This window comes from Brevundimonas diminuta 3F5N, assembly GCF_900163625.1.
GTDB classification, from domain to species: Bacteria; Pseudomonadota; Alphaproteobacteria; order Caulobacterales; family Caulobacteraceae; genus Brevundimonas; species Brevundimonas diminuta_A.
In genome coordinates, this window is record NZ_FUIE01000016.1 from 45322 (window position 1) to 58880 (window position 13559).

The window sequence follows — 13559 nt, forward strand, 5'->3', positions numbered from 1 at the left end:
TGCTCGGATCAAGTCCGAGCATGACGGCGATGGAAGGGGCCGATGGTCGCGCAAAGACTGGCGCCGCCTGAACTGCGGATTATAACCGTCGCCATGACCTCCCCCGCCTTCGCTCCCGCCGTCCTCAACGTCGATCTGGACGCGCTCGCTCGCAATTATCACACCCTGGGCGCCGTCAGCGGCTCGCCGGTCAATCCGGTCGTGAAGGCCGACGGCTATGGCTTGGGCGCCGCCGCCGTGACCCAGCGTCTGATGGCCGAGGGCGCGCGCACCTTCTTCGTCGCCCGCGCGGCCGAGGGCGTGCGCCTGCGCGAGGCGATCGGGCCTGAGCCGGTCATCTATATTCTGGACGGCTGCCACGGAGACGGGGCCGCCATGCTCAAGGCGTCCAACCTGCGGCCCGTCATCAATCACCCGACCCAGCTTCAGACCTGGCAGGCGGCGGGCGGCGGCGCCTGCGGGCTTCAGATCGACACCGGCATGAACCGGCTGGGCTTCCGCGTCGAGGACGCGCCGGAACCCTTCGCAGGCCTCGAACTGGTGATGACCCACCTGGCCTGCGCCGACGAGCCGTCGAACCCGCTGAACCGCGCCCAGCGCGACGCCTATGCGGCGGCGGCCCAGCGCTATCCGGGCGTGACGCGCTCCTTCGCCAATTCAGGCGGCTGCTTCCTGGGGCCGGACTTCGCCTTCGACGTGGTGCGGCCGGGCATTTGCCTCTACGGCGGCGGGCCGGAAGGCCGTCCCCATGACAAGATCGCTCCCGTCGCCAGCCTGATCGCCCAGGCGGTGCAGGTGCGCGACGTGCCCGCGGGCGAAACCGTCGGCTATTCGCAAGGGTATAAGGCGGAGCGGCCGATGCGCGTGGCGACCTGCGGCGCGGGCTACGCCGACGGCGTTCTGCGCAGCTACAGCCCCAAGGGGCAGGTCTTCATCGCAGGCGAGATGCGGCCGATCATCGGCCGGGTGTCGATGGACGTGCTGGCGGTCGATGTGACCGGCCTGGACGTCAAGGCGGGCGATCCGGTCGAGATCTTCGGCGCCAATCGCCTGATCGACGACGCGGCGGCGGCGGCGGGCACCATCAGCTATGAGTTGCTGACCTCGATCACGCCGCGCGTGCCGCGCGTCTATCAGGGCTGAATAGCAAAGGGCTGAGGCGCAAGGCCCCAGCCCTTCTTCAGGCTTAGCTCAGGGCGAACGCCGTCGCGCCTGCGCCCACGATGACGAAGCTGGCGATCACCGCGCCGACGATGGCGAAGACGATGGCGTTCAGGATGATGGCCGCGACCACCACGACGATGGTGTAGCCCAGCGCCTTGTCGGCGGCGGTCTTCATCAACGTCGGCAGGCCCAGATACATCAGGTAGAAGCCGTACAAGCCCAGCAGGCCCGCCAGCCAGGCCAACATCGGCAGGACGTTCAGCACGCCCGCCACCCAGGCGGCAGTCATGGAATAGACGGCGACCTGCATCGCCTTCACCGGGTTCTTGGTCCCGCCGAAGGTCGGGGCTAGGGCGTCGATGATCAGGCCCAGCACATAGACGCTGACCAGGCTCAGCACATAGCTGAGCGCACCGCCCAGCAGCGGGCCGACTAGGCCGCGATGACCAAAGGCGATCTGGCCCACGATGGTCGCCACCGCCGGAATGGCCGCCAGGATGACGGCGTAGCTGGTGAACAGCCCCTTGATGCTGGCGCTTTCGGCGTCGATCACCGGCCATTCGAACTTGGGCCGTGTCAGGATGTATTTGGCCCGCGAGACGAGCGAGGGGTCGACGGCGGGGGGATTTTCAAGGGTCATTCGTTAGCCTTCTGGGCGGTTGAGTCGGATCACGGCCTTATCATGTCAGAATGACGGCTGTGTGGATGCCGACGCAACCCCGCAGTCTCCCTATGACAGTTTCGGACGCAGGGCGTTCCAAGCCGCCTGCCCTCGCCCGCCTGATCTGCTAGGTCTGACGCATGGCGCGCGACTCTCTTCTCTTCGTCTGCAAATCCTGCGGGGCGGTTCATTCCAAATGGGCCGGGCAGTGCTCGGCCTGCGGCGAGTGGAACGCCCTGGTTGAGGAATCCAAGGCGGCCCCGCCGGGCGCCATGAAGCCCGCCTCGACCGCGCGCGGCCGCGGGGTGCAGTTCGAGACGTTGCAGTCCGACACGCCCGAGCCGCCGCGTATCGTCACCGGCGTGACCGAGTTCGACCGCGTCTGCGGCGGCGGCGTGGTGCCGGGATCGGCCATCCTGCTGGGCGGCGACCCCGGCGTCGGCAAGTCGACCCTGCTGTTGGAGGTCACGGCCAAGGCCGCCCGCAACGGCGCCAAGGTCGCCTATATCTCGGGCGAAGAGGCGATCGAGCAGATCCGCGCCCGCGCCAAACGCATGGGCGTGGCCGACGCCGATGTGTCGCTGGCCTCCGCCACCGCGCTGCGCGACATCCTGACGACGCTGAAGCGCGATCCGTTCGACATCGTCATCATCGACTCCATCCAGACGCTGTGGAGCGACGCGCACGACGCCGGGCCGGGCTCCATCACCCAGGTGCGCGCCTGCGCCGCCGAACTGGTGCGGCTGGCCAAGAACGGCGGCCCGGCCATCGTCCTGGTTGGCCACGTCACCAAGGACGGCCAGATCGCCGGGCCGCGCGTAGTCGAACACATGGTCGACGCCGTTCTCAGCTTCGAAGGCGAGCGCGGCTATCCCTTCCGCATCCTGCGCGCGGGCAAGAACCGTTTCGGCGCCACCGACGAGATCGGCGTGTTCGAGATGGGCGACGCCGGCCTGCGCGAAGTGCCCAACCCCTCGGCCTTGTTCCTGGGCGAAGGAAAGGACCGGGCGCCCGGCGCCGCCGTCTTCGCCGGGATCGAGGGATCGCGCCCGGTTCTGGTGGAAATTCAGGCTCTTGTTGCACCCTCTGCATATGGCACGCCAAGACGGGCGGTCGTCGGCTGGGACTCGGGTCGTCTCGCCATGCTGCTGGCGGTGCTGGAGGCGCGCTGCGGTCTGGGGTTCGGAGACAAGGACGTCTATCTGAACGTCGCGGGCGGCATGAGGATCAACGAACCCGCCGCCGACCTGGCCGCCGCCGCCGCCCTGATCTCATCGGCGCTGGACATGCCCCTGCCCCAGGGCTGCGTCGTCTTTGGCGAGATCGGCCTGTCTGGCGAGGTCCGTGCCGTCGGCCGCGCCGAGGCCCGCCTGCGCGAGGCGAAGAAGCTGGGCTTCGAGCGCGCCCTCGCGCCGCCACAAGCCAATGGCAAGGTGAAGAAGGGCGATGTCGCTCTGACCGTCGTCACCCGCCTGACCGACGCGGTCGAGCGAATCTCCCAGAACCGCTACTAAGGCGCGTTCCCATCCCTTGAGGCCGCAGAGCGCGTGACCGGCTACGACGTCTTCGTGATCCTGGCCCTGCTGGCCTCGGGCGCCGCCGGATGGTTCCGGGGCGGCATGCGCGAGATCACGGCCCTGCTCAGTTTTCTTCTGGCGGCGCTGCTGGCGCTCATCACCCTGCCGTGGACGGCGCCGATCGGGCGCGGCCTGGTCGATCCGGACTGGGCCGGGTCGGTGCTGGCCGTGGGGCTGGTCTTCGTCATCCTCTACTTCGGCCTGCGCTTCCTCGGTTCGGCCATTTCGCAGGGCGCGCGCGGCCATGCGCTGGGCGTGCTGGACCAGACGCTGGGCCTTGCTGTCGGCCTGGTTCGCGCCCTGGGCCTGATCGGCGCGGTGCACCTGGTCATCATGGGCGCCATGCAGGACAACCCGCCGCGCTGGCTGTCCGAAGCCGCGACGGCGCCCGTCAGCGAAGGCGCCGCCCGCGCCATCCAGATCGTGCTGCCGACCCTGGGCAAGGGCGCCGACGCCCTGACTCCCGTCGTCGGTTCTTCCGTTCGCGAAGGGTTTTCCGACCAATGAGGCTTGCCCCGGACGCCTGGGCGGCTTACGTGCGCGGCGCCGCCCTTTGAGTTATCCTTCCCCGGTCATCGGAGCCTGACGATGCGCCACCATATCGCCGAACCCGTCGTTCACCGTGAGCATTGGCGTGAGCCGGAAGACGACCAGCTGCGCCTCGAATGCGGCGTCTGCGGCGTCTGGGGCGCGCCCGAGAACGAGGCGTCCTCCATCGTCGCCCTGGGCCTGCACGCCCTGCAGCATCGGGGCCAGGAAGCCTGCGGCATCGCCAGCGTCCACGACGACCGCTTCTACACCGAACGGCATCAGGGCCTTGTCGGCGACGCCTTCGGCAACGCCGAACTGACGAAGCGCCTGCCGGGCCAGGCCTCCATCGGCCACACCCGCTACTCCACCGCCGGCGGCAGCTTCCTGCGCAACATCCAGCCGATGTTCGCCGATCTGGATCAGGGCGGCATCGCCATCGCCCACAACGGCAACCTGACGAATTTCAAATACCTGCACGCACAACTTGTCTCGGAAGGCGCGATTTTCCAGTCGACTTCGGACTCCGAGGCCATCCTTCACCTGATCGCCCGCAGCCGTAAGGCCAAGATCGTCGATCGCTTCATCGACGCCCTGAGCCGGATCGAGGGCGGCTACGCCCTGGTGGCCCAGACCCGCTACAAGATGATCGGCGCGCGCGACCCGCTGGGCATCCGCCCGCTGGTGCTGGGCAAGGTCGGCGAAGCCTGGGTGCTGGCGTCCGAGACCTGCGCCCTCGACACCATCGGCGCCACCTTCGTGCGCGATGTCGAACACGGCGAAGTCGTGGTCATCGACGAGGAAGGCCTGACCTCGATCAAGCCCTTCGCCGCGCGGGCCGCCCGTCCGTGCCTGTTCGAATACGTCTACTTCGCCCGTCCCGATTCCGTCGTGAACGGCCTGTCGGTCTATGATGTCCGCAAGGAGATGGGCCGCCGCCTGGCGCGCGAACACACGGTCGAAGCCGACATCGTGGTGCCGGTGCCCGACTCGGGCGTGCCCGCCGCCCTCGGCTACGCCCAGGAAAGCGGCCTGCCCTATGAAATGGGCATCATCCGCAGCCACTATCTGGGCCGCACCTTCATCCAGCCCAGCCAGGGCGCCCGTCAGAAGGGCGTGCGGATGAAGCACAGCCCCAACCGCGCCGCTCTTGAAGGCAAGCGCGTCGTGCTGATCGACGATTCCATCGTGCGCGGCACCACCTCGCTGAAGCTGGTCCGCGCCGTGCGCGCGGCAGGCGCCAAGGAGGTTCACCTGCGCTCGGCCAGCCCGCAAATCCTGTTCCCCGACTTCTACGGCATCGACATGCCCGAGCGGTCGCAGCTGATGGCCGCCACCCACAGCATGGAAGAAATGCGCGCGGTGCTGGAAGTCGACTCCCTCGGTTTCCTGTCCATCGACGGCCTGTATGACGCCCTGGGCGCCGGACCGCGCAACGCAGCCAGCCCACAGTACACCGACCACTATTTCACCGGCGACTATCCGACCCGCCTGCTGGACCGTGAGATAGAGGAAGGCGGCCGCGATCCGCGCGGGAAGCAACTTTCTCTGCTGGTGACCGCTTAAGGCTGGATGATCCAGCTCGGCTACTTCACGCTCGACACCCCTGACGTCGACAAGGCCCGCGTCTTCTACGCGGGCCTGTTCGGCTGGCGCTTCGACGAGGCCTCGTCCAGTCCGACCTACGCCCATGTCACGGGGTCCGACCCCGCCTTCGGCCTCACCAAGGGCGAGCACAAGGCCTTCCCCAACCTCTATTTCAGCGTGGACGACATCCACGCCGCCTGCGCCCGCGTGACCGAGCTCGGCGGCCGCGCAGCCGTGCCCGCCGAAAGCCCGTCCGGCCTATCCGTCGTGGTCAGCGACGATCAGGGCGTCAGCTTCAGCCTGTGGCAGGCCGCGCCGGGCTACTGAGCCTTTCGCCGGACGTCGGGCCGCGCTATCAGCGGCCCCATGTCCGAACACGCTTCCCTCCCCCTCGCCAACCGCGTCGCCCTGGTTGTCGGCGCTTCGCGCGGCATCGGCCGCGAATCCGCTCTGGCCCTGGCCAAGGCCGGCGCCCACGTCATCGCCGCCGCACGCACCCAGGGCGCCCTCGAGGAGCTGGACGACGAAATCTTCGCCGCCACCGGCCAGCACGCCAGCCTGGTTCCGTTCGACCTGGTGGACGGCGGCGCCATCGACCGCCTGGGCGGCGCCCTGTTCCAGCGCTTCGGCAAGCTGGACATCTGGGTCCAGGCGGCCGCCACCATGGGCCCGTCGGGCCTGACCCCGGTCGCCCACGCCGAGCCGCGCGAGTTCGCCAAGGTCGAGAAGATCAACTTCACCGGCGTCTATCGCCTGATCCGCTCGCTGGAGCCGCTGCTGCGCGCCTCCGACGCCGGACGCGCCATCCATCTGACCACCAGCGTCGCCAGCCAGCCGCGCGCCTTCTGGGGCATGTACGCCGCGACCAAGGCGGGCGCCGAGGCCCTGGTCAAATGCTGGGCCGACGAGATCGAAAGCACCCCCGTGCGCGCCAGCATCGTCGATCCGGGTCGGATGCAGACGCAGTTGCGCGCCCAGGCGTTTCCGGGTGAAGATCCCAGCGTTCTTCCACATCCCTCGGAGATCGGTCCCCTGATCGTCGAACTGGCCCGCCCTGATCTCACCCCGCCTCTGACGGTCAGCTTCAAGGAATGGAAGCAAGGCCTGTCGGCGGACGCCCTGGTCTGATCTGCGCGTGATCGAGGGGCTGGATCCGGGCGCACGGTCGCTAGCGAACCCGGCGGCGAAACGCCCCTCGCTTCCACTTGTGCGCGCCGCCCCCCTGGCCGACATCGTCGCCGTGGTCGCTTCGGTCGGGCTGATCCTCACCTACGTCGGTTTCTGGAGCGCGCCGCTGACCGGCTACGGCGCGAGGTCCGCGGACTTCCTGCGCAACTTCTACTACCCGGCCTATCTGCTGGCGCTGATCCTGGTCTGCCTGCGGCCTGAGCGCGCGCTCAAAGGCCTGATACGATCGCCGCTTCTGATCGCGCTCCTGCTGCTGACGGCGGCGACCTACTTCTGGTCGATCATGCCGGAGCTGACCGCACGGCGCATACCCGCCCTGGCCTTCACCACCCTGGCGGGCGTCGCGCTGGCCTCGCGGTGGAGCTGGCGCAGCCTGACGGAAATCATCGCCGGAACCCTGGCGGTCCTGGCGATCCTGTCCTTTCTTGTCGGGGCGCTGCTGCCTCAGATGGGACGGATGGACGAGATCTTCCCCGGCGCCTGGCGCGGCCTGTGGCTGGAGAAGAACTCCATGGGCAACGTCATGGTCAAGACGACCGTCTTCCTGCTGGCGGCCGGCGTGATGGCTCCCGAGCGGCGCAAGTTGTGGTTCGGTCTCGCCGTCGTCCCCGTCATGCTGATCCTGCTGTCGACGTCGAAGACCGCCCTGGTCGTCCTGATCCTGTCTCTGGCGTCCATGGGCTTTGTCGCCGTGGTCAAGTCTGGACCCCTGCGTGCGGTCGTCGCCACCTGGCTGGCCGTTGTCTTCGTCATCGGCGGGGGCCTGCTGATCGCGATGGAAACCGACACCTTCTTCGCCCTGCTCGGCAAGGACGCGACCCTGACCGGGCGAACCGAAATCTGGTCAGGCATCATGCAGCAGATGGCCGAGCACCCCTGGAAAGGCTTCGGCTACGGCGCCGTATGGGACGATCCCAGCTTCACCGGCCCCAAGGCCTGGATCGGCTATCAGGCGCACTTCACGCCCGCCGATGCACACAGCGGCTGGCTGGAGCTGTACATCGCCCTGGGCCTGGGCGGCGTCATCCTGTTCGCCCTGTTCCTGACGCAGATCTGGGCGCAGTCCCTGTGGGCGGCCTACACCAGCCCAGGCGGCTGGCTGGCCCTGCCGCTGATCGCGTCTTTCACCGTGACGATGCTGACCGAGAGCATCGCCATGAACTGGCATGAACTGCGTTGGGTGATCGTCGTGGCGCTGGCGCTGAAGCTGGCGTTGGGGGACGAACCGACAGCCCCATCCCGGCCGCACCTCAAGAGAGGCGCGACCGGGCAGGTCTGATGTGAATCAGCGCTTGGCGCCGCCCTTCTGGCCCGTACGGACACGGCCCGAGCGGGACACCTGACGCGCGCCGCCGCGTGCGCCCTTGCCGACGAAGGCGTTGGAGCCCGCCTTCTTGGACGCGCTGGCCTTCAGTCCGCCCAGGGGCTTCACCTTGGGCTTGATGCCGGCCTTGGCCTTCTGCTCCAGCGCCTTGCCGGGCAGGTTGGACAGCTTCTCGGCCTTCTCGGCCTTGATGACCCGACGCGGGGCGGTCTTGGCGTCGCCCTTGAAGCGTTCCGGCCCCGACTTGGCGCCGCCATCCGCATAGGGGTTGGCCGAGCCCGACTTGACGTTCAGGCGGATCGGCGTGCCCGGCAGGTCGAAGCTCTCGCGCAGCGAGTTGACCAGATAGCGCTTGTAGTGCTCAGGCATGGCTTCAGCCCGGCTGGCCATCAGCACGAACGTCGGAGGACGCGCCTTGGTCTGGGCCATGTATTTCGGCTTGATGCGCTTGCCGTCCACGGCGGGCGGCGGGTGTCTCTGGGTCGCCAGGGACAGCCAGTCGTTCAGATCCTTGGTCTTCACCTTGACCGACCAGGTGTCATAGGCCTGAAGCACGGCGGGCATCAGGCGCTCGACGCCGCGACCGTTGAACGACGACAGGGCCACGAAGGGCGAACCGCGCAACTGGGGCAGCTTGTCGTCGGCCAGGCGCTTCAGCTCGGCCAGGCGCGCCTGCGGCTCTTCTTCCAGATCCCATTTGGACGCGACATAGATCAGCGCCCGCCCTTCCCGCTCGACCAGATCGGCCAGTTGCAGGTCCTGGGTGTCGAAAGCGTCGTCCTTGTCCATCATCATGATCACCACCTCGGCGAAGGTGATGGCGCGGATGGTGTCGGCGACCGACAGCTTTTCCAGCTTTTCCTGAACGCGCGCCTTGCGGCGCATCCCGGCGGTGTCGACCAGGCGGATGTTCTTGCCTTCATAGACCCAGTCCACCGAGATGGAGTCGCGGGTGATGCCGGCTTCCGGCCCGGTCAACAGGCGGTCGTCGCCGATCAGGCGGTTGATCAGGGTGGACTTGCCGGCGTTCGGGCGACCGATGACCGCAATGCGGATCGGTTTTTCCGGCTCGTCGATCTCTTCGATGAAGATGTCTTCCGACGCGGCCACGAGGGCCTGATACAGGTCGGCCATGCCCTCGCCGTGTTCGGCCGAGATCGGCACCGGCTCGCCGAAGCCCAGGCCGTGCGCCTCGCCCACGCCGCCGCCGCTCTCACGGCTTTCGGACTTGTTGGCCAGCAGGACGATGGGCTTGTGCACCTTGCGCAGGCGATCGGCGAAGATGCGGTCCAGCGACGTCACGCCTTCGCGCGCGTCCATCATGAACATGATCAGGTCCGCGTCCTCGATCGCCGCCTCGGTCTGCTCGCGCATCCGGGCTTCCAGGCTTTCGTCGGTGACGTCCTCATACCCTGCGGTGTCGATCAGGGTCAGATCCATGTCGCCGATCACGCCGTCGGCGTAGCGGCGGTCACGGGTCACGCCGGGGCGATCATCGACCAGCGCAAGGCGCTTGCCGACGAGGCGATTGAACAGTGTCGACTTGCCCACATTGGGGCGGCCGACGATGGCGACCTTCAGAGCCATGCCGGCCTTCTAGCTTAAATCAGTGAAAAGGTCAGCGGATGCTGACCAGTTGGCCCTTGTCGGTCAGGACATAAAGGGCGCCGTTGTAGGCGGCCGGGGCGATATAGGCCGCCGCGCCCAGCTTCAGGCTGCCGGTCTGCGCGCCCGTCTTCGGATCGAAAGCCACGGCCTCGCCGTCCGAATTGACCAGGACCAGACGGTTGGACGCCAGGATCGGGCCCGACCAGGTCGGACGCACGGTGCGCTTGCCGAAGCCCAGGAAGCCGCCTTCCTTACGCACGCGGCCCTCGTTCAGATCACGCGACCAATAGACCTGGCCCGTCTCGCGGTTGACCACGGTCAGTTCGCCCGCCTGGGACACCACATAGACCACGTCGCCGACCGGCAGGGGCTGGTTCACCCCGACGATGGGCAGGGACCATTTCGGCTGGCCGCTGCGCAGATCCATCACCTGCATCACGCCCGACTGGCTGATGGCGTAGACCTGACCGCGGCTGACCACCGGACGACCGGCGATGTCGCGCAGTTCCGACAGGGCGCTGGTGCGGCTGGTGCGCGACAGCACCTGCTCCCACACCGGCTGGCCGTTGGTCGCCTGCAGGGCCACGATCTGACCCGAGGAGAAGGGCGCCACCACCGTGCCGCCGCTGACCGCCGGGCTGGAGGCGCGCATGATGCGGGCCGGCTCGGTGATGCCGCGATAGGACCAGTCCTGCTGACCGTTGGCCACGTTGAAGGCCATCAGCTGGTTGTCGATGTCGACGACATAGACGCGCTGGCCCGCCACCGTCGGCGCGCCGTGGATCGGCAGGTCGACCGGCGTGCGCCACAGCTCGGCGCCCGTATTGGCGTCAAACGCCGTCATGACGCGATAGCCCGACGAAACGAAGACCTTGCCGCCGCTGACGGCCACGCCGCCGCCGAAGCCGCCGCCGCCCGATCCGCCGCCCAGGCCGATGCCCATGAAGCGACGGCCGCGATCAGCCTCCTCGACCTTGACGCTGGCCTTCCACAGGACAGCGCCGGTGCCGGCGTCCACAGCGGTCACGCCCGCTTCGCCGTCCAGCACGAAGAGCTTGCCGTCTTCGGCCACCACCGGGGACATGACCTGGCGATCGTTCGCCGAACCGGCGCCGATGTCGCGCCGCCAGGCGACGGTGAATTCAGGCGCGGCGATCACATGTTCGACCGCATTCTCGGCGTTGCCGCCGGGCTGGCTCCAGGCGGTCGCCGCCTGCGGACCCGGCAGGAAGAAGTCACGACCCGACAGGGCCGCCGAAGGCGCGAGCTGCTGCTCGAACTCAAGGATGGAGACACGTTGCCCCTCGGTCGCCGTCGCAACCGGTTCCTTGTCTCCGCCCAGGCCGAACGGCAGGGCGTTGCGGACCGTGCCGCACGACGCGACGGTCAGGGCCAGACCGCTCAACAGGGCGACTTTAAGGGTTTTGGTCATTGGTTGGCGTCCCGAGGGAGTCAAATCAGGGGGCAGGCGTCGGGGCCGGCGCTTGAGCCGGGGCCGCAGCCTCGGCCGGAGCGGCGACGGCGGCGGGAGCCGCCTGGCCCGGAGCCGGCGTCGGCAGCGCAGCGGCGGCCTTGACGATGGCGGCCAGATTGGCGGCCGTGCCGGTGTCGACCGCCTGAACGGCGGCCTGGGCGCGCTGGCGCACCGGGTCCGGCACGTCCTGGCCGAGTTGCAGTTGCACGAAGGTCTGGCGCGCCTCGGCGGTCTTGCCGTGCTGCAGCTGGGCCATGGCCAGGGCTTCCTGGGCGAAGGCCTGCATCGGGCGCTTGTCGCCGGTCAGCGGCTCCAGACGCTTCTGCACGTCTTCCAGCGAGGCTGTGTCCATGACCAGGAAGACCGCCTTCAGGGCGGCGATGTCGGACAGGATCGGATCCTTGGCGGCCTTGGCGGCTTCATCCAGCAGGGCCACGGCGTCGGCCGTCTTGTTCTCGGCCTGGGCCAGACCCGCCTGCTGCATCAGGGCCAGGGCCTTGTAGCCGCCGCCGGCCTTGGCCGACTCGGCGAAGGCGGTCTTGGCTTCAGCGGGCTTGCCCGCCTGCAGCGCCTGAACGCCCTGCTCATAAGCGGCCGAGGCTTTGTCGGCCTGAGAACTCACATAGGACTGCCAGCCCCACCAGGCCAGCGCAGCGACCAGGGCGACCGCCAGCAGACCGCCCAGAATGGGCAGCCAGGTACGGGCCAGACGCTTATAGCGTTCGGAGCGAAGCTCCTCCTCGACCTGCTCGAAGACATCAACCACGAAACGTCGCCCCAAAAAATGCAGCCAAGGCCGATCATAAAACCGCCGCGACCCTAGAGGTTCGGCGTCACGGCCGCAACGCAGGCGTTGGGCGCGAAACGGCTTTTTCCAGCCCTAAGCCGTGACTGGGGCGGGAAAACGGCGCTCAGATCTGTTGCGACAGCTTCACCACGCCTGCCGCCAGCAAGGCGACCAGCACCCCGGCCGTCGCCCAGAACACCTGCATCCCGCCCATGGAGCCCATGGCGTTGAAGGCCGCATCGCCCAGTCCGGTCCGCTCCAGCAGGGACTGAACCGCCAGGCCGCCCTGAATCCCAGCCTGGGCGCCGGCCGAATCGACCCCGCCGCCGCCCGCCTGGGCCGTGAATCCGTCCGGTCCCAGATGGAAGTTGACGTTCAGCAGTTCGCGCACCGCGATCAGCCCGCCGATCAGCCCCGCCGCCGACAGAGCCACAGACCGCACGCGCGAGGCCTTGTTCAGCCGCGCGGCCACGTCCGCTTCAAAGAAGACCGAATCGGCGAAGTGCTGCGTCTGCGCGAACAGGCGCTCAATCGTGGGATCGAATTCGTCAGCCGACATGGGATGCGCTCCCGATTGCAACCGGCCCCGGCTGGAGCCGGGCCCGAAGTTTATCCAGACCACGCTTGACATGAGATTTCACCGTTCCAAGCGGCAAATTCATGGCCGCGGCGATTTCCGGGTGCGACAGCCCCGCGCCATGACACAGGGAGACGCACAGGCGTTCGACCTCGCTGAGCCCCTTCAAGGCCTCGTCCAGGTCCACGCGGCCGATGCTGTCGACGGCGGGCGCGACGTTTTCCGTTTCGCTTTCTGCTACATAACGCGCCTCTTTCGAGATGCGTCTCAGGTACATGCGGGCGGCGATACGTTTGATCCAGGCGGCGAAGGTGCCCTCGCCCCGGAACTCTGCGCATTTCTCGAACGCCAGCAGAAAGGCGTCCTGAGCCACGTCGTCGGCCAGGGCCGGCTGGGCGCCCATGCGGCGCAGCAGACCCCGCACCGCCGAGCCGTGGCGACGGACCAGTTCGCCGAACTCGCGGCGGCCGCCGCCGGCCGCAAGCCCGGCCAGCTCGACGTCGTGCAGATCACGTAAGTCTCGGGCCATGACGGCTTCCCTGCTCCGGCCCGCCTCAGCCTTTGTTCTTGTTGAAGAAACTCAGGATGATGAAAGCCAGGCCGATCATGCCTGGGATCGCGGCGCCGCCGACGATGGGATAGAAGGCGTCGAAGTCGGCGAAGCTGACCGCATAGCCCAACAGGGCGATGCCGATTGCGACCGACAGCAGGATCACGCCCGCCCTCAGGTCGCGCGCCGCCGTTGCGACCGGCTTAGCATTGTCCTTGCTGATGGCTTCGATCACTTCCGGCGGCAGGGACTGCCCCTTCTCGATGGAGGCCCGCAGCGTCGCCTGCATCTCGCGCCGCTCACGACTCTTGAGCCACGTCGGCACAAGAACGATCCCCGCGATCATCGCAAAGAACGCCAGCGGAATGAGGACTTCTTCCATGAGTTTGATCCCTGTTCGGCCAAGCCTGATGCGGCGGCCTTCTGATCTCAAGAGGCGGCGATGATCGCTTACGGATGCAGTTGCGCGCATGAACTCTTCGTAATGAGTCACCACAGCGTGACTCGACACGCCCGAAGCGGCGCTCAACGGTG

14 protein-coding genes are annotated in these 13559 nt (G+C 67.8%); 7 read left to right on the forward strand and 7 right to left on the reverse strand.

Features of this window, described 5'->3' with window-relative positions; all coding sequences use genetic code 11:
- Window positions 1-93: 93 nt before the first annotated feature.
- Window positions 94-1143: an alanine racemase gene (gene alr, locus FM111_RS02860; RefSeq protein ID WP_087139276.1), complete on the forward strand. Its 1050-nt coding sequence runs from the start codon at window positions 94-96 to the stop codon at window positions 1141-1143.
- 43 nt (window positions 1144-1186) lie between these two features.
- On the opposite strand, the gene FM111_RS02865 is transcribed toward alr, so the two are convergent.
- A complete protein-coding gene (locus FM111_RS02865) occupies window positions 1187-1804 on the reverse strand; it encodes a Yip1 family protein (protein WP_087139225.1) in 618 nt (205 codons plus the stop codon).
- A 161-nt stretch (window positions 1805-1965) separates the two neighbouring features.
- On the opposite strand from FM111_RS02865, the gene radA reads away from it, so the two are divergent.
- The 6 genes from radA (at window position 1966) to FM111_RS02895 (ending at window position 7984) form a co-directional block, all read left to right on the forward strand.
- Entirely contained in the window at window positions 1966-3339 is a 1374-nt protein-coding gene (gene radA, locus FM111_RS02870; protein ID WP_087139226.1) for a DNA repair protein RadA, read from the forward strand.
- Window positions 3340-3372: 33 nt separating this feature from the next.
- Window positions 3373-3909 carry a CvpA family protein gene (locus tag FM111_RS02875; RefSeq protein ID WP_087139227.1) on the forward strand — a complete coding sequence of 179 codons (537 nt, stop codon included), beginning with the start codon at window positions 3373-3375 and terminating at the stop codon, window positions 3907-3909.
- 81 nt (window positions 3910-3990) lie between these two features.
- Window positions 3991-5496 carry an amidophosphoribosyltransferase gene (gene purF, locus FM111_RS02880; protein ID WP_087139228.1) on the forward strand — a complete coding sequence of 502 codons (1506 nt, stop codon included), beginning with the start codon at window positions 3991-3993 and terminating at the stop codon, window positions 5494-5496.
- A gap of 6 nt (window positions 5497-5502) precedes the next feature.
- Window positions 5503-5844: a VOC family protein gene (locus FM111_RS02885; protein ID WP_087139229.1), complete on the forward strand. Its 342-nt coding sequence runs from the start codon at window positions 5503-5505 to the stop codon at window positions 5842-5844.
- Between the two features lie 39 nt (window positions 5845-5883).
- Window positions 5884-6645: an SDR family NAD(P)-dependent oxidoreductase gene (locus FM111_RS02890; protein WP_087139230.1), complete on the forward strand. Its 762-nt coding sequence runs from the start codon at window positions 5884-5886 to the stop codon at window positions 6643-6645.
- Window positions 6646-6652: 7 nt separating this feature from the next.
- The gene (locus tag FM111_RS02895) at window positions 6653-7984 is read left to right on the forward strand and encodes an O-antigen ligase family protein (protein WP_087139231.1); all 1332 of its coding nucleotides are present in this window, start codon (window positions 6653-6655) and stop codon (window positions 7982-7984) included.
- Window positions 7985-7990: 6 nt separating this feature from the next.
- On the opposite strand, the gene der is transcribed toward FM111_RS02895, so the two are convergent.
- From der to FM111_RS02925, 6 genes are all read right to left on the reverse strand, one after another.
- Entirely contained in the window at window positions 7991-9616 is a 1626-nt protein-coding gene (gene der / locus FM111_RS02900; RefSeq protein ID WP_087139232.1) for a ribosome biogenesis GTPase Der, read from the reverse strand.
- 31 nt (window positions 9617-9647) lie between these two features.
- Window positions 9648-11069, reverse strand: coding sequence for a PQQ-like beta-propeller repeat protein (locus FM111_RS02905; protein WP_087139233.1), 1422 nt, complete (start codon window positions 11067-11069; stop codon window positions 9648-9650).
- 25 nt (window positions 11070-11094) lie between these two features.
- Entirely contained in the window at window positions 11095-11877 is a 783-nt protein-coding gene (locus FM111_RS02910) for a tetratricopeptide repeat protein (protein ID WP_087139234.1), read from the reverse strand.
- 145 nt (window positions 11878-12022) lie between these two features.
- Window positions 12023-12457: a hypothetical protein gene (locus tag FM111_RS02915; RefSeq protein WP_087139235.1), complete on the reverse strand. Its 435-nt coding sequence runs from the start codon at window positions 12455-12457 to the stop codon at window positions 12023-12025.
- A complete protein-coding gene (locus FM111_RS02920; RefSeq protein ID WP_087139236.1) occupies window positions 12447-13004 on the reverse strand; it encodes an RNA polymerase sigma factor in 558 nt (185 codons plus the stop codon). Before FM111_RS02920 ends, FM111_RS02915 begins: the two co-directional genes overlap by 11 nt.
- A gap of 25 nt (window positions 13005-13029) precedes the next feature.
- Window positions 13030-13554 carry a DUF6249 domain-containing protein gene (locus tag FM111_RS02925; RefSeq protein ID WP_306299134.1) on the reverse strand — a complete coding sequence of 175 codons (525 nt, stop codon included), beginning with the start codon at window positions 13552-13554 and terminating at the stop codon, window positions 13030-13032.
- Window positions 13555-13559: the final 5 nt, after the last annotated feature.

Excerpts from the sequence above, each read along its gene's own strand:
- alr (WP_087139276.1), top strand. The coding sequence starts at position 94 with ATGACCTCCCCCGCCTTCGCTCCCGCCGTCCTCAACGTCGATCTGGAC.
- FM111_RS02865 (WP_087139225.1), bottom strand. The coding sequence starts at position 1,804 with ATGACCCTTGAAAATCCCCCCGCCGTCGACCCCTCGCTCGTCTCGCGG.
- radA (WP_087139226.1), top strand. The coding sequence starts at position 1,966 with ATGGCGCGCGACTCTCTTCTCTTCGTCTGCAAATCCTGCGGGGCGGTT.
- purF (WP_087139228.1), top strand. The coding sequence starts at position 3,991 with ATGCGCCACCATATCGCCGAACCCGTCGTTCACCGTGAGCATTGGCGT.
- FM111_RS02885 (WP_087139229.1), top strand. The coding sequence starts at position 5,503 with ATGATCCAGCTCGGCTACTTCACGCTCGACACCCCTGACGTCGACAAG.
- FM111_RS02890 (WP_087139230.1), top strand. The coding sequence starts at position 5,884 with ATGTCCGAACACGCTTCCCTCCCCCTCGCCAACCGCGTCGCCCTGGTT.
- der (WP_087139232.1), bottom strand. The coding sequence starts at position 9,616 with ATGGCTCTGAAGGTCGCCATCGTCGGCCGCCCCAATGTGGGCAAGTCG.
- FM111_RS02905 (WP_087139233.1), bottom strand. The coding sequence starts at position 11,069 with ATGACCAAAACCCTTAAAGTCGCCCTGTTGAGCGGTCTGGCCCTGACC.
- FM111_RS02915 (WP_087139235.1), bottom strand. The coding sequence starts at position 12,457 with ATGTCGGCTGACGAATTCGATCCCACGATTGAGCGCCTGTTCGCGCAG.
- FM111_RS02920 (WP_087139236.1), bottom strand. The coding sequence starts at position 13,004 with ATGGCCCGAGACTTACGTGATCTGCACGACGTCGAGCTGGCCGGGCTT.